Source organism: Streptomyces sp. NPDC005794 (assembly GCF_042871445.1).
Taxonomy (GTDB): domain Bacteria; phylum Actinomycetota; class Actinomycetes; order Streptomycetales; family Streptomycetaceae; genus Streptomyces.
In genome coordinates, this window is record NZ_JBIAIN010000002.1 from 466897 (window position 1) to 491332 (window position 24436).

Consider the following 24436-nt stretch of genomic DNA (forward strand, 5'->3'; position numbering starts at 1 on the left):
AGCATGATCCGTATGGAGCAGCGCACACTCGGCAGGACCGGCCGTGACGTCTCGGTCGTAGGACAGGGCACCTGGCAGCTCGGCGGTGACTGGGGCGAGGTGAACGAGGCCGATGCCTTCGGCGTCCTCGACGCCGCCGTCGAGTCGGGAGTCACCTTCTTCGACACCGCCGACGTGTACGGCGACGGCCGCAGCGAACAGCTGATCGGCCGCTATCTGAAGGACCGGCCGGACGCGGACGTCTTCGTCGCCACCAAGATGGGCCGGCGCGCCGACCAGGTCCCGGAGAACTACGTCCTCGACAACTTCCGTACGTGGAACGACCGCTCGCGCGCCAACCTCGGCGTCGACACCCTCGATCTCGTACAGCTGCACTGCCCGCCCACGGCCGTCTACTCCTCCGACGCCGTGTACGACGCCCTCGACACGCTCGTCGCCGAGCAGCGGATCGCCGCCTACGCGGTGAGCGTCGAGACGTGCGCCGAGGCGCTCACGGCCATCGCCAGGCCCGGCGTCGCCAGTGTCCAGATCATCCTCAACCCGTTCCGCCTGAAGCCGCTCGACGAGGTGCTCCCGGCCGCCGTCGAGGCGGGCGTGGGCATCATCGCGCGCGTGCCGCTCGCCTCCGGGCTGCTGTCGGGGAAGTACACGGCGGACACGGTCTTCGCTCCCGAGGACCACCGCACGTACAACCGCCACGGCGAGGCGTTCGACCAGGGCGAGACCTTCTCCGGCATCGACTACGCGACCGGTGTGACCGCCGCCGCGGAGTTCGCCGGGCTCGCTCCCGAGGGCGCCACCCCGGCGCAGACGGCCCTGCGCTGGATCATCCAGCAGCCCGGTGTCACCAGCGTCATCCCCGGTGCGCGTTCGGTGGAGCAGGCCCGTGCCAACGCGGCGGCCGCCGCGCTCCCGCCGCTCCCGCAGAGCACCCTGGACGCGGTGCGCGACCTGTACGACCACCGGATCAGCGCGGAGGTCCACCCGCGCTGGTGAGCCCGCGGCTCAGTCGTCCTCGTCGTCGCCGTCCTGAGCGGAACCCGCCGCCGGTTCGGTCGGCGCGGGCGACTCGGGCCCGGCCGACGGCGAGGAGCCGGGATCCGGGGTGCCCGCCGCCCCGGTGTCCGGTGCGAAGAGGATCGTGCCCAGGTACACCGCTGCCAGGAAGGCGATCGTTCCGGCCACGGCGCTCGCCACGCGAGGGCGGCGGCGGATGGCCTCACCCGTGCTGATCCGGCGCGTCGTGGCCGACCGGGTCGCGGATCTGGACGCCCGGGGCGTGGGAGCCGCCCGTCTGCGGCCGGTGGCCTGCGGCAGCCGGTACGTGGGCCCGCCCCCGGTGGCCGGGGCGCCCGGAGCCGGTGAGGCCGGGGCAGCGGTGCGCGGGGCGGCCGGTGCGTGCTGCGGCAGCGGCTCGGGCCGGCCGCGCCAGGCATCCGTACGGAACCAGTCGGAGACCTGCTGCGCGCTCGGCCGCTCCTCGGGCTGCTTCGCCAGGAGGCCCAGCAGATACGAATCGAAGGCGGGGGAGATGTCCACCCCGCGCTGCCGCACCGGCACCGGGGGAGTGTCCACGTGCTGGTAGAGCGTCGCGGTCGCCGTGTCCGAGCGGAACGGCGGCTGCCCGACCAGCAGTTGGTAGATGACGCAGCCGAGGGAGTACATGTCCGACGCGGAGTCGGCCGTACGGCCGAGGGCCCGCTCGGGAGCCAGGTACAGGCTCGTACCGACGATGTGGCCGGCCGTGGTCAAAGCCGTCGAGGGATCGTCGACGAACTGGGCGATACCGAAGTCCCCGATCTTCACCGACCCGTCGGCGTCCAGCATCAGGTTGCCGGGCTTGATGTCACGGTGGACGATGCCCTGCCGGTGTGCCGCGGCCAGACCTGCGGCGGCCTGTTCGGCGATACGGGCGACCTGCTCGGGATGGACCGACTCCTGGTCCTTCAGCAGATCGCCGAGGCTCTTGCCCTCGACCAGCTCCATCACGAGGAAGAAGCGGTCCTCCCAGGAGCCGAAGTCGAACACGGCCACCAGGTGAGGGTGGCTCAGACGCGCGGCCGTCTGCGCCTCGAGCCGGAAGCGCGCGGTCGACGAGGCATCGGCCTGATCGCCCAGCAGCAGCTTCACCGCGACGGCCCGCCCCAGCACTTCGTCCGTGGCGCGCCACACCTCACCCATACCGCCACGGCCGATGGGGGATATCAGCCGGTACCGTCCAGCAACCAGCACCTGTGCACACCAATCTCGAATTGTGGCCCGCTCCGACTGCCGCGGCGGCGACCTCCTCGGGCTCATCGCCTCGGTACGGTGCGTCGGGGTGCGCGGCATGATCAGGATATCCGTCCCCCGGACCTCCGCTCGCCCGGCCGGAGAGCGGGGCGCCGGATCCGGCCAACCGGGACGCCGTACCGGCCTGTTCTCACCCGGTGGAAAGCCAGTCGAGCACGGCGGCAGCGGTGAACTCCGCCTGTCCGCCCGGGAACAGCAGCTCCGCCTTCCCGAACGCATCCTCGTCCGCCGTCGCCGCGGCGTCAGGAACCGCGACGCAGCGCATTCCCGCCGCGTGAGCCGCCCGGACGCCCGGGACGGCGTCCTCCAGGACCACACACGAGTCCGGCGCCACGCCGAGCCGCCGGGCCGCCTCCAGGAACACGTCGGGCTCCGGCTTTCCGCGTGACACCTCCTCGGCGGAGACGTACAGGGGAAGGTGGGCGTCCAGCCCGGTGACGGCGAGCGTGGCGGCGATCGCGGCCCTGGACGACCCGGACGCCACCGCCATCGGCACCCCGTCCTCATGCAGCCGCTCGACGAGGGTGCGCATCTCGGGGAACGCGGTGGTGGACGTCCCGGCGAGCTCCAGGTACAGGGCGTTCTTGCCGGCGAGCAGTTCGTCGACCGGCGCCTCTATGGCGTACTCCTGGCGCAGGACGGTGAGGGTCTCGCGGGTGCTGATCCCGATGAACCGGGTGTGGTTCTCCCAGCTGAAGTCCCGCACGCCGTACCGGGCGAGAAGCAGGCGCCCCGCCTCGTAGTAGTTCGGCTCGCTGTCGACGAGGGTGCCGTCGAGATCGAAGAGGACGGACGGGGCGAAGGAGGACGGGGTGTTCATGGCTTCCAGCATGCCTGACGGTGATCAGCCGGGGCCCGCTGCCCGCCCCACCGCCTCGACCAGGGGCAGGACACGGTGCGCCACCCGCTCGCGCAGAGCCACGTCGGTCCGGGTCCTGACGACACCGGGCAGCTGGATCAGCTGCTGGATCACGTCCTCCAGGTGCCCGTTGTCGCGGGCCACGACGCGGGTCAGGAGGTCGCCGCCCCCGGTGGTCGAGAAGGCCTCGATGATCTCCGGGACGGCCGCGAGCGCGTCGCCCACCTCGTCCAGATGCCCCTGGGTGACCTCCAGGTGGACGAAAGCGAGTACCGGGTGGCCGAGGGCCGCGGGGGAGAGAGCCGGCCCCGTGCCGGTGATCACTCCGTCCCGCTCCAGGCGGTCGAGCCGGGCCTGAAGAGTGCCGCGTGCCAGGCCGAGGATGCGGGCGTACTCGCGCACACTGGTGCGCGGCTGCTCGATGAGCAGCCGAAGGATGCGGGTGTCGAGTGCGTCCACCGCCATGTCCGGCTGTGCTCCTCCAGGCTCGGTGATCGGTCGCCCGACTGTACCCAGAACAGGGCCGTGCACGGCGACGCCGTCCGGCACCACGGGTGGTCAGGGCGCGGCCGGTCCGGGCGGGGGCGCCCGTGGGATCAGCGGCCGGTGACGGGCGCGGTCGACTCGCGCCATACGACGGAGGTGATCAGGTCGTGTGGGGCGGCGTCGGGCTCCGGGGTACCCCGCAGGCCGTCCAGGAGCCTCCGGATCGCACGGCGGCCGAGCCGCTCGTGGTCGACCGCCACCGTGGTCAGTGAGGGAACCATGGCGGCACCGAGGGGGTTGTCGTCCCAGCCGGTGACACTCAGGTCCGCCGGCACCCGCCAGCCTCGTTCCACGGCGCCGCGGATGGCGCCCGCGGCGAGCAGATCGTTGGCGCAGACGACCGCGGTGACGCCGCAGTCGGCCGGCAGTCCGAGCACGGCCTGCCGCGCCTTGTCCGCCTGCCAGTCGCAGTCCGCGACGCCGTGGGACTCGAGCCCGAGACGCTCGACCGTCTCCAGATAGACCTGCCGGCGCAACCGGGCCGAGGTGTGCGCGCGGTCCCCGGCAGCGTGCAGGAAGCGGCGGTGGCCCTGCTCGGCCAGCCGCTCGATGATCTCGGCGAGCGTCGACGCGTCCGCGAGGTCGCCGATGCCACGCATCCGTTCGTCGTAATCGGCCTCGATCACAACCGGGATGCCCCCGGCCTGCCTCCGCGAGGAGAGCTGGGGCAGGGGCGTCAGCGACAGCATCCCCTCGAACAGTCCGGAGTCGGCGAGATCGAGCACACGTGCGGCCCTGGACTCCGGGGCACCCCCCAGCGTCACGACCTCGACGACGTACCCGGCCTCATGGGCGGCGGCCGCGGCTCCCGCGAGCAGTTCCAGGGAGCTGACCGCCGTACCCGCCGGGACCAGCAGCGCCAGTCGTCCGGTCCTGTTGTCCCGCATCGCCCTGGCCACCAGGTTGGGCCGGTAGTCGAGCTGGGCGATCGCCTGCCCGATGCGCTCCCGCAGGCCCTCGCCGATCGACCGGTCGGCACGCAGGAAACGCGAGACGGTCTGGTGCGACACCCCCGCGAGGCGCGCGACGTCGCGGATGGTCGGCCGGCGGGTCGGTGCTTCCCGGTTCACCCGATGCTCCTTCCTGGGGCCACCGCACGGTGATTGACACCTTGAGTGACCGTTCACTACCGTCTCGATCCGACACGGCACACGTCCATGAGCTGATCCACGTTATCAAGGGCTGGGGGAGGCATGGAATGGCAAGTGACCGTTCACATGGCTCTCTTCGCCCGGAATCCGGACACACGACAGACAGAGGGACGAGGAACGTGGTGACCAAGCACAGCCCGGTGGACCAGAACCCGACCGCCCCGGCGCCCGCGTCGAGCACCGGCACCCGAGCCGACCCCGGCGTGGTACCGGCCTTCACGGCCCCGCCCCCGGACCGCCGCCGCACCCGCTACGCGGTGGCCGGCACCGGCCACCGCGCGGGCATGTACGTCGCGGCACTGACCGGTGAGCACGCTGACGTCGGCGAACTGGTGGCGTGGCTGGACCCGAACCCCGCGAGGATGGACTACTACGACGCGTACGTCGGACAGGCGCTCGGCTCCGCCACCCCCGCAGGCCTGCCGCGCTACCGGCCTGAGGATCTGGAGACGATGATCGCCGAACAGGCCGTCGACACGGTCGTCATCACGAGTGTCGACCGCACGCACGCCGAACTGGTGGACCGCGCCCTGCGGGCAGGGGCCGACGTGGTGGTGGAGAAGCCGCTCACGACGGACGCGGCCGGGTGCCGACGGATCACCGCGGCCGTCGCCGACACCGGCCGGGACGTGGTGATGACCTTCAACTACCGCTACGCGCCCCGCAACTCCTCGCTGCGCCGGCTGATCCGGAGCGGTGCGATCGGACAGGTGACGGGCGTGCACTTCGAGTGGGCGCTCGACACCATGCACGGTGCGGACTACTTCAGGCGCTGGCACCGCGACAAGGCCAACTCCGGCGGCCTGCTCGTGCACAAGGCGAGCCATCACTTCGACCTGGTCAACTGGTGGCTGGACGACGTCCCCGTCCGCGTCTACGCCTCCGGCGCGCTGAGGTTCTACGGCGACAGGAACGCGGCCGGCCGGGGTATGGGCCCGCGTCCTGAGCGCGGAACCGGTGCGCAGGGGGACCCCTTCTCGCTCGACCTGAGGGACGATCCCCGCCTGGAGGCGCTGTACCTGCGGGCCGAGGAGCACGACGGATACCTGCGCGACCAGGACCCGTTCGCGCCCGGCATCACCATCGAGGACAACCTGTCCGTCCTGGTCGACTACGAAGGCGGAGCGACGCTCAGCTACTCGCTCAACGCGCACAGCCCGTGGGAGGGGTACAAGGTCACCGTCAACGGCACGCAGGGCAGGGCGGAGCTCCACGTCGTGGAACGCGGCCACCTCCAGCTGGACACGAACGGCGGCATCGATCTCGATCCGTCGGCCGCCGGTACCGGCCTGGCCGACGATGTCAGGCCGACGGGCCACCGGCTGGTCCTGCAGAGGCACTGGAGCCGCGCCGAGGAGGTTCCCGTCCCGGAGGGCATCGGCGGCCACGGGGGCGGTGACGCGATCCTCCTCAAGGACGTCTTCCGGCGGGACCTGCGGGTAGGGCCGGATGCCCTGGGCCGGTCCGCCGGATATCTCGACGGAGTGCGTGCCGTCGCGGTCGGCGCTGCGGCGAACCAGTCACTCGTCACCGGACTCCCGGTCATGGTCGAGGACCTCGACCTGGGCGTTCGCCTCGCGGACGGCGCGTTCACGGGCGGCCCCGAGGTGTCACCCTGAGGCCCTGAGGCCCTGAGGCCCTGAGAGACGCGGAACGCTCGAGTCGTACGGCGACTTGACCGGCCCGCCGCTCTGCCGTGGCACGCGCGCGTGCCACGGCAGAGCGGCGTCCGCTGCCCGGATGCCGTTACCGGACGCCTTACCGCGGCCCGGACGGGGTCAGCCGGAGCAGGGTGCCCTCGCCGTTGCCCGAGAGGACGAGCGAACCGTCCGGTGCGGCGGCGATACCGGCGAAGCGGCGGGCGAGCCCCGGCAGGCCGTTGGCGAACAGCGCGGGTTCGGCGTCCGGCGGGAGCGGCACGGCCTCCGGCGACGGTCCGACCGGCAGGTCCTCCGCCTCGGTCCAGCTCGCCGCTGAGGTGAGGGAGACCGCGCGCACCCTGCGGTGCCGGGTCTCCACCGTGTACAGCTCGTCGCCCAGGACCGTCAGTCCCTGCGGTGCGCCGAGCCCGTCGGCGACGACGGTCGCCGACGCGTCCTGCTCCAGCCTGAGTACGGTGCCCGCCTGCTCGTCACTGACGTAACACCGCCCCGCCGCGTCGAAGGCCACGTCGACCGGCCGGCCGAGCCCTTCCGCGAGGACGGTGACCTTGTCGTCCTCGGCGACGGCCAGCACCCGGCCGCCGTCCGTCTCGGCGACGACGAGCGAACCGGTCGGGCTCACCGCGATGCCCATGGGCCGGTTCAGCCCTCCCACGCGCGTCCGCATCGACCCGTTCTCGGGGTCGCAGGTGCGGACATCACCGAACTGAGAGGTGATGTGCAGGAGTTCGCCGTCCGCGGCGATGCCGTGGACGAAGGGTGCCAGTACGCGACCGGTCGGTTCGCCCGTGCCCGAGCCGTCAGAGGCCTGCGCGTCCGGCTGGTCGGCCGGAGGGGTCGCCACCCGGTAGTGGTCGGCCGCGTACACCGTGCCGCCGAGATCGACCGTGACGCCGTAAGGGCCGTCGAAGCCGCGCGGCACGATCACCCGGGTCCTACCGTCGGGGTGCATCTCGGTGATGCCGCCACTGGCGTAACTGGAGACGAACATCCGGTTCTCCGCGTCGAACGCCGCGTTGTCCAGGCCCGCCAGACCACTGGTGACCAGGGTCCTGGCCCCGGTGCCGTGCAGGTCGATGCGGGTCACCCTGCCCTCCGGACCGAGCGACAGGACATGCAGTACACCGCCCTTGTCGAAGCGCACCGCGACCGGCCGGTCCACATGGTCCGCGACCAACTCGGGCTCGCCGCCGTCCGGTGGGATGCGCCAGATCTGCTCGCTGATCATGTGCGGGTAATAGAGGCAGCCGTCCGGCCCGCGCTGCATCGCGTTGCCCAGGGCGAGTCCCTCGGTGAGCACGGCCGGCTCACCGCCGTCCGGAAAGAGCTCCAGCAGACGGCCCTCGGGCTTCATCTCGTTGACGAACAGCCGGTCGCCGATGCAGGTGATGCCGTTGGGGTTCTTCACCTCGTCGCAGACCAGGGAGTACTCGCCCTGCGGAGTGCGCCGCCAGACCCGGCCCGGGACCAGGTCGGCGATGTACATCGAGCCGTCCGCCCCGAAGGCGAGGTCGTCCGGTGACTGGACCGGCCCGCCCGCCGGTACGACGACGTCGAGGTCACCTCCCGCGAGATCGACCGCGCTGATCCTGCCTCCCAGGAACTCGGCGACGTACAGCCGCCCGTCCGGGCCGAACGCGATGCCGTTGGATCCCCACAGCGGGTTGGCCGGGTTGAGCCTCTCGGCGGACCGGTGGCCGCTCGCCGGGGCGGTGCCGTCGAACCTGCTGGGGAACGGGGCTGTCTGCTCGTCCGTTGCGCGCACCGCGGTCACTCCGCCCCGGCCAGGACGTCGTTCATGCCGTCGCCCTCGCGCCAGCTTCTGAGCAGCTCGTGGAACGCGACCGGCCCGTCGCCGAAGGATTCGCTGCGGGCCCGGGGCTTGCCCTCGTTGTTGTAGTACCCGGGGGTGCACTCCGCCTGGAACGCGTGCAGGCTCGGCGCCTTCCGGCGGATCGTGGCCACCCAGTCCTCCTGCGCCTCGACGGTCGGCTCGATGAGCCGCGCCTGGCGCCTGCTGGACTCGGCGACGACCTCGGCGACGTGCGTGGCCTGTTCGTCGAGGATGTGCACGTAGTTGACGGCGCTCGCGTTCTGCAGCGGGCCGAGCTGGAAGAAGTTCGGGAAGCCGTGGCTGTAGAACCCGTGGAGCGTCTTCGGGCCCTGGGCCCAGGACTCCAGCAGGGACACCCCGTCCCGGCCGTGCACCGGGAGCTTCCCGGACATGACACCGGAGATGCCGACCTCGAACCCGGTCGCGAAGATGATGCAGTCGACCTCGTACTCGACGCCGCCGACGACCACGGAGTTCCTGGTGATGCGCTCGACCCCGTGGCTGTCCGCGGTGTCGACAAGAGTGACGTTGGGGCGGTTGAAGGTCTGGAGGTAGTGGTCGCTGAACGTGGGCCGCTTGCACATGTAGCGGTACCAGGGCTTGAGCTTCTCGGCGGTCTCGCTGTCCTCCACGACGGCGTCCACGCGGGCGCGGATCTCGTTCATCTTCTGGAAGTCGGCGATCTCGTAGGCCCGTTCGCGTTCCTCGGCCGGAACATCCGCGTAGGCGTCGGTCGGGATGAGCTTTTCCTGGAGGCGGGCCGTGCTGGTCCAGGCGTCGTTCACCAGGTCCTCGTCGACCGGTTTGCCGGTGACGATCTTGAGGAAGTTCTCCATCCGCCGCCGCTGCCAACCGGGCGTGAGTGACCCGGCCCACTCCGGGTCGGTGGGCCGGTTCTCCCGGACATCGACCGAGGAGGGGGTGCGCTGGAACACGTACACCTGACGCGCGTCGGCTCCGAGGTGCGGTACGACCTGGATGGCCGTGGCACCGGTGCCGATGAGTGCCACACGCTTGTCGGCGAGCCCCACCAGGCCGCCGTCCTGGTCGCCTCCGGTGTACTCGTAGTCCCAGCGGCTTGTGTGGAAGGTGTGGCCCTCGAAGTCCTCGATACCGGGAATGCCGGGCAGCTTCGCCTGGCTGAGGGTCCCGCTCGACACCACCACGTAGCGGGCCCTGATGTGGTCTCCGCGGTCCGTGGTGACCGTCCACTCCGACGCGCTGTCGTCCCAGCGGAGTTCGGTGGCCTCGGTCTGGAAGCAGGCGTCGCGGTAGAGGTCGAAGTGCCGTGCGATGGCCTGCGCGTGCTCGCGGATCTCCTCGCCCGGCGCGTACTTCCACTTCGGGACGTAGCCGACCTCCTCCAGCAGAGGCATGTAGGTGTAGGCGTCGATGTCGCAGTGGATGCCCGGATACCGGTTCCAGTACCAGGTTCCGCCGAAGTCCCCGCCCTTCTCGATCACCCGGATCGACCGGACACCGGCCTGGCGCAGGCGCGCCGCGGCGAGGAGACCGCCGAATCCGCCGCCGACGATCACCGCGTCGACCTGGTCCCGCAGGGGCTCCCGCGTGACGTGCGGATCGGCGTGGGGGTCGGCGTCGTAGTAGCCGAACTCACCGGCGGCACGCCGGTACTGGGCGCTGCCGTCGGACCGGATCCGCCGGTCGCGTTCCGCGCGGTACTTCAGGCGCAGTTCTTCGGGATCGAAGCCCAGCTCGTGCGTATCGGGGCCGTCGGGCGTGGGTGACGTGTGGAGGGAGGGCATGCAGGGCCTCATTCCTCTTGGGGTGGGATCGGAGCGGGTGTCGCTGTACTTCGCCGGGCAGAGGTGCGGAACGGATCGGGGGAGAGGCGGATCCGGGGCGGACGTACCGGTCCCCCCGGTGGCTACGAGGGACGGAGCCCGGAGGCCGCAATGAGCAACTCCCCTCGCTCCTCGCGGCACTTGGGACCTGCCCCGACCCTTGGAAGTGCATAGTACACAGCATGTGGTTGATGCATATTTTGAAGGGGGTGGAGGTGTCGCCCCGCCCCCTGGCCGGCCCGTGCCGCGCCCTCGGTCAAGGGGTGTTCAGACCGCGGACCAGCCGTTGTCGACCGGCAGGATGGCGCCGTTGATGTTGCTCGCGGCGTCGGACGAGAGGAAGACGATCGCCGCCGCCTGCTCCTTCGCCTGGGCGGGCGAACCGATGTTGCCCATGTAGGGGGCGAGGGCTGCGGGCCCGTGGGCACCCCGGTCGGCGTCGACCCGGATGTTGGTGACGGTGCCGCCGGGCGCGACGGCGTTGGAGCGGATGCCCTTGTCGCGGTACATGACCGCCAGGGACTTGGTGAGACCGGCGATTCCGTGCTTCGACGCCGTGTACGCGGCACCCGCCGCGCTGCCCCTCAGTGAGGCCTCGGAGGCGGTGAAGACGATGGCGCCCTTCCCGGCGGCGAGCATGTGCGGCAGCACGGCCCGGGTGAGGCGGAACGGGGCCGTGAGATTGATGCCGATGACGCGCTCCCACTCGTCGTCGCCGGTGTCGGCCGCCGCCGACATGCTGTCCATGACCCCGGCGTTGTTGACCAGGACGTCTATGCCGCCGAACTCCTCCACCGCCGTCGACGCGACCCGGTCGACGACGGTCTGGTCCCGCAGGTCCCCGATCACGCTCACCACGGTCCCGCCGGCCTGCTCCGCCTCCTCGGCGACGGCGCGTGCGGCCGCCTCGTCGACGTCGGCGATCACGAGGCGTGCGCCCTCCTCGGCGAACAGCAGGACGGTGGCCCGGCCGATGCCCGATCCGGCGCCGGTGACGATGATGCTGCGGCCCGGGCCGTTGCTGATGACGCTCACGTGGTGCTCCTCGCGTTCGGTGGCGGAGCAGGCACGCTACCTTTAATGGCGGACAGTGCCAAAATGGCGAGTGGCGCCAGAAAAGATATCGCTACGATGGGCTCAGCTCGATGGAAGGTGGCCGAGAACCGTGGAAACCGTGCACGTGGGAGCGACGCGAGATCCCGCCTCGGCCCCCGCCGGAACCGTGGCCGGCGCTGGAGCCCGTCTCGGACGTCCTCCGCTGACCGAACGGCGCAAGGCCGCGACCCGGCTGGAGATCGCCCGCGAAGCCGTACGCCTCTTCGCCGAGCGTGGTGTGGCCGCGACGACCGCCGACGAGATCGCTGCCGCCGCGGGGGTCTCGCAGCGGACCCTGTGGCGCTACGCCTCGTCGAAGGAGCTGTGCGTCGGCCCCCTGCTGACCTACGCGCTCGACTTCGTCACCGCGCTCATGAGGTCGTGGCCGCGCGACCGGCCGCTGGTGGAGGCCGTCGTGGGGACTTCGCCCTCGCTCCCGGAGGTGCCGGCCGGCACCGAAGCGGAAGCACTGCGCGATCTGGTCCTGCTCACCCGTACCGAGCCCGGACTGCGCGCCGTGTGGCTCCAGGTGCACCACGACGCGGAGCTGGTCTTCGCCGAGGTCATCGCCGAGCGGACGGGCCACGGGCCGGACGACCTCGAGCCACGGGTGCAGGCGTCCCTGCTCAACGGCACGCTCCGCATCGCGGTCGAGCAGTGGGCGTGGAGCGCGGACGCGCAGCCCGCTTCCCTGTCCCGCACCATCCACCGCGCGCTGGCCATGGCCCGGACAGGCCTGTCCGGCTGAGCGTCGCCGCCCCGCCCGGGAACGAAGGCTCAGGTCGTGTCCGCTCGCGCGGCCCGTCGTTGATCAGGGCATGAACCTGCGGTCCGTGTCTCTCGCGCTCGTTGCCCTGTTGGGTACGGCCGGTTGTGTCTCCGTCCAGGCCGAGGCGGAGAGGTCGGTGCCCGGGGCCTCCGTGCCCTCCGGTAACGCCCCGGCTGCGCAGACGTCCACGCCGCCCACCGCGCCTCCGGCCGTTCACGACGCCCTGGGCAAGGCCGAGGAACGGCCGGACCGCGCGGGCGGTAAGAAACGGAAGAAGGAGGAGGCGGGTGTCCCGGCCCGGCGTGCGGGCGCGGTCGCACCACCGGCCCGCCAGGAGGCCGGGAGTCAGCCGCGACGCGCGGATCCCGCCAGGCCCGAACTGCCGCGCGGCGCGGGTGCTCTCCGCCCGGTCCAGCCGTCGCAGACGTACGACATGCGCACCATCTGTGCGACGGGTGAGGGAGTCGCGTCCTCCGAGATCGTCGACCTGTGCCGCTCCACGTACGGACGCTGATGGCGCGTCGCGGCGGTGCGAGGCCGCTCGGGCCGCGGAGTGGAAGACGGCGAGGCCGGAGGAGTGGGCCGCGGCCAGGTCCTCGTCCGCGCCGTGGCCCGGCCGGTGCGGCACCCGGTTCCTCGCCACCCGGGAAACACCGTGCACCCCGATTGCGAGGAAGCGGTCCTCCCCATACGCGCCGGGGGCCGTGATCACCGTACCGACGGGTGCTCCGCCGTACGGCAATCATGAGCCGGCGCACCGGGCCTTGCTCATGCCCGAGGCACAACCGCCCGGCCATTGGTCAAGCCTTGGTAGGTAATCGAGGCGATTCACTGTACCAATGGCACAGTGCCTCAGTGATCTGTTGAGCCAACAGCCGAAGACGTGGTGTGATGGTCCCGTCGATGGCGCTGCGGATTCCGTGGCGCCCTTTTTCATGCGAAGGGGCGGGCAGTTGTGCTGAAGAGGGCGTTCGTGGCTCCGGATCCGGGACGGCTCCGGCTGCGCCACGCGACCAGGGCCGTCCTCGGTATCGGACTGGCCGTCGTCCTGTGCGGACTGGCCGGCCACTCGCTCGTCGGTGCCGTCACGGGCGGGCTCGCGGCGCTGCTGGCCCTTTTCACGGTGACCGACCCCACCGTGCGCGGGCAGGCGGTCACGACAGCGCTCCTGCCCGTCGCGGGGCTTCCCGTACTCGCCCTGGCGGCCGGACTGCACGACCTTCCCGTGGCACGTGACCTGGCCTTCCTCGCGGTGATGGGCATGGGCGTCTATGCCCGGCGATGGGGGCCACGCGGTCACTCGCTCGGGGTGTTCGCCTTCATGGCCTTCTTCATCACCCAGTTCCTCCACACCCTCCCGGGCCAGCTGCCCGAGCTGTACTCCGCTGTCCTCCTCTCACTGCTCGCCTCGTCGGCCGTCCGTTTCGGGTTCTGGTGCTACGAGCGACGGCTGCCCGTCGCCGCCCTGCTCGCGCCCGTGCCCGGCCGGGGGCTGGCCCGGACGACTACGCGTCAGGCGATCCAGGCGACGGCGGGCGGGGCCCTCGCGCTGCTCGCGGGCCAGTTCCTCTCCGGGGAGCGCTGGTACTGGGCCTTGGGCGCCACCTGGTGGGTCTTCGTCAACACGGCCTCACGCGGCGAGACGCTGGTCCGCGGATTCCGCCGGGTGCTGGGGACCCTCGCGGGCATCCCCGTCGGGCTGTTCGTCATCGCTCCGCTGCACGGTTCGGCTCTGCCCTCCGCGGTCCTGGTGGCGCTCGGCGTCTTCGGCATCTTCTACAGCGCGGCCGTCTCCTACACCTGGATGATGTTCTCGGTGACGGTCCTCGCGGGGACGCTCTACGGCGTGCTGGGCGTCCTCGATCCCGCGCTGCTCGCTCTGCGCCTCACGGAGACCGGCGTCGGCGCGGCCGGAGCGATGGTGGCGGTGCTGTTCGTCCTGCCGGTCACCACCCACGCCACCACCGACGCCTGGATCCAGCGGGCCCTGCGCTGCGTGCACGCCTGTACGGCGGAGGCCGCCGCACGGCTCGCCGGCTCGGCGACCGCCGACCCCGCTCCCAGGGTCACCGAGCTGGAGGCGCTCCTCGGGCGGGTACGGCTGTCGCTCGGCCCGCTCGTGCATCCGCTGAGTCCGTTCCGCGCCCGTAAGGCACGGGCCGTACAGGTCCTCGCGCTGCTCGACGTCTGCGTACGCGAGGTGCGGGGTCTGGCGTCCGTCGCCGCGGACCCGGAGGCGTCCCACGACGCCCGCCTGGCCGCTGCCTGCTGGCGTGTGGAAGCCTCGGTGGAGGCGCTGACCGCGCCGGTACGGAGGCGCCGCGCCACGGCGGCCTGTGCCGACGTGCTCCCGCATGCCGGTGCGGCGGAACCCGCGCTGGCCCATCTGCACAGCCTGGAGAGAGCGCTCGCCGAACTCGCCACCCCCCTGCACAGCTCCCCGCGCGCTCCGCTGATCGGCGCCTGACGCCCTCCGCTCGCAGCCCTTTCCGGTCCGGACCGGAAAGGGCTGCCTGCTACCGTCGGCCGGGAAGATCGTGACGGACGTGAAGAGGGGTAGCGCGATGGGCGCCGACCACGCACAGCGGGCATTCATAGGGTCGTTCACCTCGGCGGGCGGCCGTGGCATCACCGTCGCCGCCGTCGACCGGGACACCGGGGCGCCGTCCGTGCTCGCGTCCACGGATGTCGTGGCCGACCCGTCCTTCCTCGCGGTCGGCCACGCTCCCGGGTCGGGCGACACCGTGCTGTACACGGTCAGTGAGACATCCGAGGGCGCCGTCGCGGCATTCGGCATCGACGGCGACGGCACGCCGCGGCTGATCGGAGAGGCGCGGTCGGTCGGCGGGAGCAGCCCCACCCACCTGGCCCTCGCCGCGGACCATCTGCTGACGGCCAACTACGGCTCCGGCAGCGTCACCGTGCTGCCCGTGCGGGACGACGGCTCGCCAGGCCCGGCGACCGACGTGCTGCGACACGAGGGTCGCGGTGCTGACGAAGGCCGCCAGTCGGGCCCGCACGCGCACCAGGTGCTGACCGACCCTTCGGGGAACTGGGTGCTGAGCGTGGACCTCGGTACGGACTCCGTGCGTGTCTGTGCGCTCGGCCCCGGCTCCCTGCGGCTGCATGCCGAGACGGCGCTGCGACCGGGGACCGGACCCCGTCATCTCGCCTTTCACCCGTCCGGGAGGCATGTCTACGTCCTGAACGAGCTGGAGCCGACGGTGACCGTGTGCCGCTGGGACGCGGTCGGCGGCCTGCTCGAACCGCTGGGGGAGACGCAGGTGCTGCCCTACGACCACGACGAAGGCGGTGCCGTGCGAACGTATCCGTCGGAGGTGGTGGTCTCGCACGACGGCCGGTTCCTGTGGACCGCCAATCGCGGGCACGACAGCATCTCCGTACTCACGCTCGACGAGACGGCCGAGAAGCCTGTGCTGGCGGCGGCCGTGGGCTGCGGCGGACGCTGGCCCCGCGATCTCACCCTCGACCCCAGCGGGCAGTGGCTGTACGTCGCCAACGAGCACTCCGGGAACGTCAGCTGGTTCGCCGTGGACGCGGAGACAGGCGTCCCGGCGCACGCGGGCTCCATCGAGATCCCGGCAGCCTCCTGCGTGGTCTTCGCCTGACGCGTACCGGGGGAGTGGCGGAGGTCATCCCTGCCGCGGCGGGTGGCGCGGACCGGGGAGGACCGGTCCGCACCACCCGCCGCGGCGGGCACGCGGGTGGCGTGAATCAGTGCGCCTGGGCTCCCTGCGGGGTCGCAGGCGTGATTCCCAGCGTCGTCGCGTACAGCGAGAGCACGAGCTTGCCGATGGCCGGGTACGCGCCGAGCGGCTCGGCGGTCGCGCAGCCGGCCTCCTTCGCGGCGGCGTCCAGCAGCCCCGCGTCGATCTCCGGACCCACCAGGTAGGGCGCGAGCGCGAGCTGCGCGGAGCCGGAGTCCTGCAGCTGCGCGGCGATCGAAGCGACCGAACCCTCCACGTCCAGGGCGGCGGCCATCACCGGAACGGCGAGACGGGCGGCCAGCAGCATGCCGGTGATCCCGGCGGCCTGCACGGCCTCCTCGCCGCCGACCGTGGCCAGCACGATGCCGTCGGCCGCGGTCGTCACGGTGAACAGCCGCGCCCGGTCGGCGCGCGCCAGCCCGGCCTCCGAAAGGCGTACGTGCAGCGCTTCGGCGAGCAGCGGGTGCGGACCCAGTACGTCGGTCAGCTCCGCCTGTGTACCGCTGTCCATCACTGCCTGCCGTATGCGCCGGATCAGGGCGCTGTCCGGCCCCGCGAGCAGCGGCACCACGACGGCGGACGGGCCCGACGGCTCGGCGACCTCGCGGCCCGCGGCGGTGGCCTGCTCGTAGCGCGCGACGCGCTCGGCGGCGGCATGGGTGAGTACGGAGGCGAGCGTGGGATATTCGGCGTCGTCGCCGTCGAGATAACCGATCTGCGCGTTCAGACCGGGCAGCTCGGAACGGGCGATGCTGATCACTTCCTCGGCCAGGCTGCGCGAGGCCGGGGAAGGGGTACCGGGAAGGGCAAGAACGAGCGCGGCAGCGCCCTCAGGTGCGACCACGGGCTCCGGGCGGCGGTGCCGTCCGGACTGGCGAGGTCGCGGCATTCGTACAGGCAGGCCGGAAGCGGGCCCAGTGGGGGTGCTCATGGCGCCGCATGCTACTGGTTTTGGGTGCCCCTCTGTTCGGGGAGGGGGCGGCCAGACGTTATCTGTCCTTATATGTCGGTTGTGCGGCATAGCGGGCAACTGGCCTGTTCTGTCCGGGCGGATGATCGCTCGAATCGGCTACGTTACTCCCGGTACGAACAGCAGGGTTGGGTGGGGTGGCAGCCGCAGCCCGGGACCGGCGAGAGCCCGGGCGATCTCCAGCGCCCCGTGCAGCGGGTCACCCTCCGCCGCGACCACGCGCGCCTGCGGGACCTGCTGGGCCAGTTCCCTGTGCAGAGGCCCGAGGAGAGGCTCGCCCATGCGGAACAGCCCACCGGTCAGAGCGACTTCACAGCCGTCGGGGCCGGCGTCCGCAGGGCGGGGGCTCACGGCGGCCGCCGCTTCGGCGATATGCGCCGCCGCTTTCCGCAGGATCCCCTCCGCGACCGCGTCGTCGACGGCGCAGGCCCCGACCTCGGGTGCGAACGAGGCGAGCAGCGCGGGACGGTCCGTACGCGGATAGAGCAGGCCCGGAAGGCCGACGGCCGGTCCGAAGACCGCCTCGAGCCGCGCCAGCAGCGCCGGCGAACCGCCGCGCCGGCCGTCGTGGGCCCGCATCGCCGCGTCGAGCCCCGCCCGGCCGATCCAGGCGCCGCCACCGCTGTCGCCCAGCAGATGACCCCAGCCGTCCGCCCGGCGCCACGTGGTGAGGTCGGTGCCGAGCGCGATCAGGCCGGTGCCGCCCGCGACGACCGCCCCGGGCCGCTGGCCCAGTGCCCCGGCGTACGCGGTCACCGCGTCGGCCGCCAGTGCCATTCGCCGCACGCCCAGCGTGTCCGCGAGTGCGCCGGGCAACCGGGCGCGCAGATGGTCACCGAGCGTCGCCATGCCTGCTGCGCCGATCGCCGCGGCGGTGACGGCCGCCCCGGGCCCCGCCTGCGCCAGCAGCCGGTGGACGGCAGGCAGCAGTTGCTCCAGGAGATGCCCGGCGTCGATGCCGTCCGCACCCGTCCGCACGGGTTCGGCGCAGTCGGCGGTGAACGGCGGAGGTCCGGCGTCCACCGTTCCGAGCGCCACACGCAGTCCTGATCCGCCCGAGTCCACCCCGAGGACGAACGCGGCACCGCCGACTGCGGACGAACGCCTGCGGGACCTCATGGACGGACTCCGGAATTCATCGAGGACTGACGACGAGCGGCACCCTATCCCTCAACCCCCGTCCCGTGGGGCCGCATGATCACTCGGGGGCGTGTGGGCCGGTAGAGTGACGCTGTGGCAGCGCGACCGTTGAGTGAACTTGTGGAGCCCGGCTGGGCCGAGGCGTTGGAGCCCGTGGCCGGGCGGATCGCGGCGATGGGGGACTTCCTCCGTGCGGAGATCGGCGCCGGGCGCACCTATCTGCCGGCGGGGAAGAACGTCCTTCGCGCTTTCCAGCAGCCCTTCGACGACGTACGCGTCCTGATTGTGGGTCAGGACCCCTATCCCACCCCGGGCATGGCCATCGGGCTCAGTTTCGCGGTGGCACCCGATGTGCGGCGGCTGCCGGGGAGCCTGGAGAACATCTTCAGGGAGCTGCACTCCGACCTCGGCCTTCCCCGGCCGTCCAACGGCGACCTGACGCCCTGGACGCAGCAGGGTGTGCTGCTGCTCAACAGGGCGCTGACCACAGCGCCCGGCAAACCCGCCGCCCACCGGGGCAAGGGGTGGGAAGAAGTGACGGAGCAGGCCATCCGTGCCCTGGCCGCACGGGGCAAGCCGATGGTGTCCGTGCTGTGGGGGCGGGACGCTCGCAACGTGCGGCCACTCCTCGGTGATCTGCCCGCGGTCGAATCCGCCCATCCTTCCCCCATGTCGGCGGACCGCGGCTTCTTCGGTTCGCGGCCTTTCAGCCGCACCAACGACTTCCTGGTCCGTGCGGGGGAACAGCCGGTGGACTGGCGTCTGCCGTGAGCAGGGCCCCGGGCAGGGTGCGTTCGCGCACGTCGTCACCCTGCCCCTCCAGAAGGCGTCGGCGGGGGACGAGCCGGGCGGCAGCCGGTCAGTCGAGCACCGCCGCACGCACGCACAGCACATCGGGCAGATGCGAGACCAACTGCTGCCAGCTGTCGCCGTCGTCCGCGCTCGCGTACACCTCGCCGTTGCGATTGCCGAAGTAGACCCCTGCCGGGTCGGCGTCATCCGTGCAGAGCGCGTCACGCAGCACCGTGCCGTAGTGGTCGCCTTCCGGAAGGCCCTGGGCGAGGGGTTCCCAGGTCTCTCCCGCGTCCTGCGTACGGAACACCCGGCATCGGTGTCCGGCCGGGACCCGGTCCGCGTCGGCGTTGATCGGGAAGACGAAGAACGTGTCCGCCCGATGCGGGTGCGCGGCGGCGGCGAAGCCGAAGTCCGAGGGCAGGCCGGCGCCGATGTCCTTCCAGTGCTCCCCGGAGTCGTCGCTCCGGAACACGCCCCAGTGGTTCTGCAGATAGAGCCGGTCGGGGTCGGCCGCGTCCCGCGTCACCTTGTGCACGCACTGGCCGAACTCGGGGTCCGGGTCCGGCAGGAAGACGGCGGAGACGCCCTTGTTGGACGGTGTCCAGCGCTCGCCGCCGTCCTCGGTGCGGAACACTCCCGCCGTGGAGACGGCGACGGTCACCGCCCGGGCGTCGCGCGGGTCGGTCAGGATGGTGTGCAGTCCCTCGCCACCCCCGCCCGGCACCCACTTGGACCGAGTCGGATGCTCCCAGAGCGGGCGGACCAGCTCGAAGGACTCGCCCCGGTCCTCCGACCGGAAGAGCGCGGCCGGCTCGGTCCCCGCGTAGACGACGTCCGGGGCCTCGGGACCGGCGGGGTGCAGCTGCCAGACCCGCTCCAGCGACGCGTCGGTGAACTGCGGGAACTTCACCGCGGGTTGGTGTGGTTCCACCCACGTCGTGCCCAGGTCGTCGGAATGGAAGACCGAAGGGCCCCAGTGCGCGCTGTCACCGCCGACCAGCAGCCGGGGCGTCCGTCCCCGGGTGTCGATGCCGATCGAGTAGATCGCCTGGGCGTTGAAATGCGGATCGCCGAACGTCCACCTGCCGCCGTTTCTGCGGCCGATGAAGAGTCCCTTGCGGGTGCCTACGGTGAGCAGTACATCGGTCATGACAGGACCTCCCGAAACGCCTTTGTGCCGGATAAGGGCCAGTCTGCACCGGGCCACTGACAGTGGTCGGGAAGTGCGGTGTCGTCCCAGGTCACAGCGGTCGCGGCGGGCGCACGCGGGCTACGGCGCGGGACGCCCACCGGGACACCCGCACGTCCTGGAACAGCGCGACGAACGTCTCCTCGTCAGCCGGTGTGTACGGGGTCGGCAGCAGGCGGGCCGTCCGTACGACAGCAGTACGGCCCCGCCTCCTCAGCGCGCCGGCGGGGCCGTACTGCTGCGGACCACCAGGCTCGTCGCCAGGTCGACCCGGGTGGTCGCCGGCTGCTTGCCCCGGCCCAGGTCGAGGACCAGACGGGCCGCGGTCTCGGCCATCTCTATCAGCGGCTGGCGCACGGTGGTGAGCGGCGGACCGATCCAGCGGGTCAGCGGCAGGTCGTCGAACCCGACCACGCTGAGGTCCTCCGGGATCCGTAGCCCCAGCTCTCGCGCGGCCTCGTAGACACCGAGCGCCTGCAGGTCGTTCCCGGCGAAGACGGCGGTGGGCGGTTGCGGCAGGCGCAGCAGTTCGAGCGCCGCCGTGTAGCCGTCCTCGTGGTTGAACTCGCCCTCCCGGACGAGCTCGGGATCCATCGGAATGCCCGAGGTCTCCAGGGCGGCGCGATAGCCGTCGAGCCGGGCACGGCTGCACATCATGCGGGTCGGGCCGCCGACGATGCCGATCCTGCGGTGGCCCAGACCCGTCAGGTGGCGGGTGGCGGCAAGGCCGCCCTGCCAGTTGGCCGCCCCGACCGAGGGGACGTCGTCCCCGGGATCACCCGCCGGGTCCACGACGACGAACGGGATGGAACGGCTGGTCAGCTGGGCGCGCTGCGCGGCGTCGAGGTCCGAGAGCACCAGGATCACTCCGGCCGGGCGGCGCGCCAGCACGCCGTCCACCCAGGTCTGGCCGGGAGTGAGCCGGCCCGCGCTCTCCGAGAGGACCAGGCTCAGGCCTTCCTCCCTCGCGACGTTCTCGACTCCCCGGACGACCTCCATCGCCCAGGCGCTGTCCAGCTCGTGGAAGACCAGGTCGATCAGCTGGGACTGCTGGGAGGCTCCCCGCCTGCGGCGGTAGCCGTGCCTCAGCAGCAGTTCCTCCACCCTCGTGCGCGTACCGGGGGCGACGTCGGCTCGGCCGTTCAGCACTTTCGAAACTGTCGGAGCTGAAACTCCGGCCGCTCGGGCGATCTCTGCCAGCGTGGCGGTGCTTTCCGACGACTCGTCGCCGGACGCCTTCTCCTGTGGGGGCTGGACCTTTGCAGGGCTCATGCACGAATCGTAGCTCCCCCGCAGCCCTGGATACGCGTCTGGGAAAGGTTGGTAAATCCTTGCTCCTGCCCTCTTGACGGGCGTGAAACACGACCGTACCGTTCCGGCAACATTCGAAAAGCACGCCGAAACATTCGACAGAGGGTGCGGTCATGCGTTCGGGGATATTCACTCAGGGCACACGTTCGGCAAGATGGGTCGCGGCGGGCGCGGCGATGGCCATGGCCGGTCTGCTGGCCGGCTGCGGCTCCGGAGGCGGCGGGAGTGACAGCGGAACCCTCACCGCCTACGTCTACGGGGACGACGCGGTCAAGGTCCAGCAGGCGGCGGTCGACACGTTCAACAAGACCTCCAAGGTCAAGGTGAAGCTGGTTCCGGTTCCCGGCGCCGACTACGTGAACAAGCTGCGCAGCGCCATGGGCTCGCCCAACGCGCCTGACGTCTTCTACAACTGGGGCGGCGGTTCCATCAAGCCGTACGTCGACTCCGGGGACCTGGTCGACCTGACCTCGACGGTCAAGAACGACGCCGCGCTCAAGGACGGCTTCATTCCTTCGATCATGACGGCCGGCAGTCTCGAAGGGAAGATCTACGGGGTGCCCATGCGCGGCATGCAGCCCGTGATGCTCTTCTACAACAAGACCCTCTTCGCCGAGCACAAGATCGATCCGCCCAAGACCTGGGAAGACCTCCAGGCGGCGATCAAGACCTTCAAGGCCGCCGGCATCATCCCCTTCGCGCTCGGCGGCGCGGAGAAGTGGCCCGAACTGATGTGGATGGAATACCTGCTGGACCGGATCGGCGGCCCGGAGGTCTTCAAGAAGATCCAGGACGGCGACACCGACGGCTGGGGTGACCCCGCGGTGCTCACGACGGCCCGGACCGTCAAGGAGCTGGTCGATCAGGGCGCCTTCGGCAAGAACTTCAACTCCGTCGACTACGGCAGCGGAGCGGCGCCGACCCTGCTCAGCAAGGGCAAGGCCGCGATGCACCTCATGGGCTCGTGGGAATACTCGACCCAGCTGGGCAAGGCCCCCGAGTTCGCCGAGAAGGACCTCGGCTGGACCACCTTCCCGACGGTGACAGGCGGGGTCGGAGACCCGGCCAACATCGTGGGGAACCCCACCAACTACTGGTCCGTCAACGCCCGGACCAAGCACAAGGACACCGCCATCGCGTTCCTGAAGACGATGGCGTCGAAGACCTACGCGCAGGCCGTCGTCGACAACGGTGACGTTCCCACCACCTCCAACGCGGCCTCGATGCTGAGTGATTCCCCCAACCCGCAGTTCGCCACCGACCAGTACGAAATGGTGCAGAAGGCCCCGAGCTTCACCCTGTCGTGGGACCAGGCACTCGAAGCCCAGTACGCCACGCCACTGCTCACGGAGATCAGCAAGCTGTTCGCCGGCAAGACGACCCCTGAGCAGTTCGTCGAAGCAATGAAGGCCGCAAAGTAACGATGCCCCCTCACACTCCGGTCGCGAAGAGGCACGGAGACAGGAAGGCGGCCGTCGGCCACGTCGGCCGCCCGCCGGTCGCCTGGGCCGTCCCCGGCATCCTCTTCTTCGCCGTCTTCGCGATCGTTCCACTGGCGATCGCCGTCTACCTCTCCTTCACCGAATGGGACGGGCTCAACTCCCCGACCTTCACGGGCCTGGACAACTGGACCCGGCTGTTCCATGACTCCGAGTTCGGCCAGGCCGCCTGGCTGAGCCTCCTGCTCACCACGATCAGCTGGGTCTTCCAGACTCCGGTGGCCCTGCTGCTGGGTGTGTGGGCAGCGGGCCGTCAGCGCAGCCGTGCGTTCCTGTCCGCGATCTTCTTCATCCCGCTGCTGCTCTCCACCACCGCCATCGCGATACTGTTCCGCGCCCTGCTGGACCCCAACTTCGGCGTCATCCAGACGATCGGACCCTGGCTCGGCATCGATCCCAACGTCATGGGGTCATCCACCGGCGCCCTGCTCGTGGTGGCGTTCGTCGGCGGCTGGCAGTTCATGCCCTTCCACACGCTGATCTACCAGGGCGGCGCCCGCCAGATCCCGGAGGTCCTCTACCAGGCCGCCTCCATCGACGGCGCGGGCATGGTGCGGCAGTTCTTCCACATCACCCTGCCGCAGCTGCGCCACACGATGACGACCTCGTCGATCCTGATGATCGTCGGCTCACTGACGTACTTCGACACCGTGCTCATCATGACCAAGGGCGGCCCGGGCACGGACACGACGATCCTGCCCTACCTGATGTACCGCACCGGCTTCCAGACGTACGACCTCGGCTATGCGGCGGCCATCGCCACGGCGCTCGTCGTCGTGGCCACCAGTATCTCGCTGATCATGGTCCGTCTCAGCGGCTTCGGGTCCATGCGGTCCACCCGGGAAGGTATGTGACGAGATGTCGATCGACACCCGCCCCGCTTCGCCGCGGCAGCGCGCGACACCCGACGCGTCGCGTCGTGGCCGCCTGGTCCGCCGGCGCAGGTCCTGGGGCAATCCCGTGGCCGGCATCGGCTCGCTGATCTGGCTGGTCATCGTCCTGGTGCCGCTCTACACGCTGGTCTCCGCGTCGCTGATGCGGCAGGACGAGGCCCTGAACGGCGACCCGCTGGCGATCCCCACGGATCCGACGCTCGAGAACTACGGCTTCGTGCTGGACAGCGGGTTCCTCGCGCTGATCGGCAACACCGCGATCGTCGCGGTGGCCACGGTCGCCATCGTGCTGGTGCTCTCCGTTCCGGTGGCGTACGTCGCGGTGCGCGCCCGCAGCCGTCTCTCGTCGCTCGCCTTCCGGACCTTCCTGCTCGGTGTGGCCATCCCGGCGCAGGCGGTGATCGTGCCGCTGTATCTGATGATCGGCAAGATGGGGCTGTACGACACCCTGTGGGCGATCATCCTGCCCACCGCCGCCTTCGCGATGCCCGTCGCGGTCCTCGTGCTCAGCGGCACGATGCGCGACGTCTCCGAGGAGATGTACGAGGCGATGGCCCTCGACGGTGCTTCGCCCGTGCGCATGCTCTGGCAGCTGGCGGTGCCGCTGTCCAAGGCCGGGATCAGCACGGTGGCGATCTTCTCCGCCCTGCAGGCGTGGAACGGCTTCCTGTTCCCGCTGATCCTGACGCAGTCAGAGGAGCAACGCGTACTGACGCTGGGACTGTTCAACTTCATGAGCCAGTTCGGAGTGAACATCCCCGCTGTACTGGCGGCGATCATCCTCTCCGTCATACCCATCTTCGCCGTGTACCTCGTGGCGCGGCGGGCGCTGATCAACGGACTGATGGGGGTGGGCGGCAAGTAGCACATCGACGCCGCCCCGGACCACGCACTCATGA

The 24436-nt window shown here is 71.0% G+C and carries 21 protein-coding genes; 10 read left to right on the forward strand and 11 right to left on the reverse strand.

What is annotated here, in order from left to right; genetic code table 11:
* Positions 1-3 precede the first annotated feature (3 nt).
* Positions 4-996 (forward strand): aldo/keto reductase, encoded by a 993-nt coding sequence (locus tag ACFYQ5_RS04460; RefSeq protein WP_389192950.1) that lies wholly within the window; start codon positions 4-6, stop codon positions 994-996.
* Positions 997-1005: 9 nt separating this feature from the next.
* Here ACFYQ5_RS04460 and ACFYQ5_RS04465 read toward each other — a convergent pair whose 3' ends face one another.
* From ACFYQ5_RS04465 to ACFYQ5_RS04480, 4 genes are all read right to left on the reverse strand, one after another.
* Positions 1006-2181 (reverse strand): protein kinase, encoded by a 1176-nt coding sequence (locus ACFYQ5_RS04465; protein WP_389193120.1) that lies wholly within the window; start codon positions 2179-2181, stop codon positions 1006-1008.
* Between the two features lie 241 nt (positions 2182-2422).
* Positions 2423-3112, reverse strand: a complete 690-nt coding sequence (locus ACFYQ5_RS04470) for an HAD family hydrolase (protein ID WP_389192953.1) — start codon at positions 3110-3112, stop codon at positions 2423-2425.
* Positions 3113-3136: 24 nt separating this feature from the next.
* A complete protein-coding gene (locus ACFYQ5_RS04475; protein WP_389192956.1) occupies positions 3137-3616 on the reverse strand; it encodes an Lrp/AsnC family transcriptional regulator in 480 nt (159 codons plus the stop codon).
* 131 nt (positions 3617-3747) lie between these two features.
* Positions 3748-4767 (reverse strand): LacI family DNA-binding transcriptional regulator, encoded by a 1020-nt coding sequence (locus ACFYQ5_RS04480; RefSeq protein ID WP_389192959.1) that lies wholly within the window; start codon positions 4765-4767, stop codon positions 3748-3750.
* Positions 4768-4970: 203 nt separating this feature from the next.
* Here ACFYQ5_RS04480 and ACFYQ5_RS04485 point away from each other — a divergent pair, with 203 nt between their 5' ends.
* The gene (locus tag ACFYQ5_RS04485; RefSeq protein WP_389192961.1) at positions 4971-6467 is read left to right on the forward strand and encodes a Gfo/Idh/MocA family protein; all 1497 of its coding nucleotides are present in this window, start codon (positions 4971-4973) and stop codon (positions 6465-6467) included.
* Positions 6468-6606: 139 nt separating this feature from the next.
* On the opposite strand, the gene ACFYQ5_RS04490 is transcribed toward ACFYQ5_RS04485, so the two are convergent.
* From ACFYQ5_RS04490 to ACFYQ5_RS04500, 3 genes are all read right to left on the reverse strand, one after another.
* Positions 6607-8274, reverse strand: a complete 1668-nt coding sequence (locus ACFYQ5_RS04490) for an SMP-30/gluconolactonase/LRE family protein (protein WP_389192963.1) — start codon at positions 8272-8274, stop codon at positions 6607-6609.
* A 5-nt stretch (positions 8275-8279) separates the two neighbouring features.
* The gene (locus ACFYQ5_RS04495; RefSeq protein WP_389192965.1) at positions 8280-10109 is read right to left on the reverse strand and encodes a flavin-containing monooxygenase; all 1830 of its coding nucleotides are present in this window, start codon (positions 10107-10109) and stop codon (positions 8280-8282) included.
* A 306-nt stretch (positions 10110-10415) separates the two neighbouring features.
* On the reverse strand, positions 10416-11183 hold the full coding sequence (locus ACFYQ5_RS04500; RefSeq protein ID WP_389192968.1) for an SDR family NAD(P)-dependent oxidoreductase: 768 nt from the start codon (positions 11181-11183) through the stop codon (positions 10416-10418).
* A gap of 139 nt (positions 11184-11322) precedes the next feature.
* On the opposite strand from ACFYQ5_RS04500, the gene ACFYQ5_RS04505 reads away from it, so the two are divergent.
* The 4 genes from ACFYQ5_RS04505 (at position 11323) to ACFYQ5_RS04520 (ending at position 15641) form a co-directional block, all read left to right on the forward strand.
* A complete protein-coding gene (locus tag ACFYQ5_RS04505) occupies positions 11323-11991 on the forward strand; it encodes a TetR/AcrR family transcriptional regulator (protein ID WP_389193123.1) in 669 nt (222 codons plus the stop codon).
* 85 nt (positions 11992-12076) lie between these two features.
* A complete protein-coding gene (locus tag ACFYQ5_RS04510) occupies positions 12077-12526 on the forward strand; it encodes a hypothetical protein (protein ID WP_389192970.1) in 450 nt (149 codons plus the stop codon).
* A gap of 441 nt (positions 12527-12967) precedes the next feature.
* Positions 12968-14479, forward strand: a complete 1512-nt coding sequence (locus ACFYQ5_RS04515) for an FUSC family protein (RefSeq protein WP_389192973.1) — start codon at positions 12968-12970, stop codon at positions 14477-14479.
* Positions 14480-14576: 97 nt separating this feature from the next.
* Entirely contained in the window at positions 14577-15641 is a 1065-nt protein-coding gene (locus ACFYQ5_RS04520) for a lactonase family protein (RefSeq protein ID WP_389193126.1), read from the forward strand.
* Positions 15642-15747: 106 nt separating this feature from the next.
* Here ACFYQ5_RS04520 and ACFYQ5_RS04525 read toward each other — a convergent pair whose 3' ends face one another.
* Positions 15748-16671, reverse strand: a complete 924-nt coding sequence (locus tag ACFYQ5_RS04525; protein WP_389192976.1) for a sirohydrochlorin chelatase — start codon at positions 16669-16671, stop codon at positions 15748-15750.
* Positions 16672-16809: 138 nt separating this feature from the next.
* Entirely contained in the window at positions 16810-17829 is a 1020-nt protein-coding gene (locus ACFYQ5_RS04530) for an N-acetylglucosamine kinase (protein WP_389192979.1), read from the reverse strand.
* 114 nt (positions 17830-17943) lie between these two features.
* Between ACFYQ5_RS04530 and ACFYQ5_RS04535 the strand changes: the two genes are divergently transcribed.
* Positions 17944-18621: a uracil-DNA glycosylase gene (locus ACFYQ5_RS04535; protein WP_389192982.1), complete on the forward strand. Its 678-nt coding sequence runs from the start codon at positions 17944-17946 to the stop codon at positions 18619-18621.
* 88 nt (positions 18622-18709) lie between these two features.
* On the opposite strand, the gene ACFYQ5_RS04540 is transcribed toward ACFYQ5_RS04535, so the two are convergent.
* Together ACFYQ5_RS04540 and ACFYQ5_RS04545 are read right to left on the reverse strand one after the other, a co-directional pair.
* On the reverse strand, positions 18710-19795 hold the full coding sequence (locus ACFYQ5_RS04540; protein WP_389192984.1) for a WD40/YVTN/BNR-like repeat-containing protein: 1086 nt from the start codon (positions 19793-19795) through the stop codon (positions 18710-18712).
* Positions 19796-20047: 252 nt separating this feature from the next.
* Entirely contained in the window at positions 20048-21106 is a 1059-nt protein-coding gene (locus ACFYQ5_RS04545) for a LacI family DNA-binding transcriptional regulator (RefSeq protein WP_389192987.1), read from the reverse strand.
* A 215-nt stretch (positions 21107-21321) separates the two neighbouring features.
* On the opposite strand from ACFYQ5_RS04545, the gene ACFYQ5_RS04550 reads away from it, so the two are divergent.
* From ACFYQ5_RS04550 to ACFYQ5_RS04560, 3 genes are read left to right on the forward strand one after another with little or no spacing between them, the layout of a single operon-like run.
* Positions 21322-22566: an extracellular solute-binding protein gene (locus ACFYQ5_RS04550; RefSeq protein ID WP_389193129.1), complete on the forward strand. Its 1245-nt coding sequence runs from the start codon at positions 21322-21324 to the stop codon at positions 22564-22566.
* Positions 22567-22568: 2 nt separating this feature from the next.
* Positions 22569-23498 carry a carbohydrate ABC transporter permease gene (locus ACFYQ5_RS04555; RefSeq protein WP_389192990.1) on the forward strand — a complete coding sequence of 310 codons (930 nt, stop codon included), beginning with the start codon at positions 22569-22571 and terminating at the stop codon, positions 23496-23498.
* 4 nt (positions 23499-23502) lie between these two features.
* Positions 23503-24402, forward strand: coding sequence for a carbohydrate ABC transporter permease (locus ACFYQ5_RS04560; RefSeq protein ID WP_389192993.1), 900 nt, complete (start codon positions 23503-23505; stop codon positions 24400-24402).
* The last annotated feature ends 34 nt before the right edge of the window (positions 24403-24436 follow it).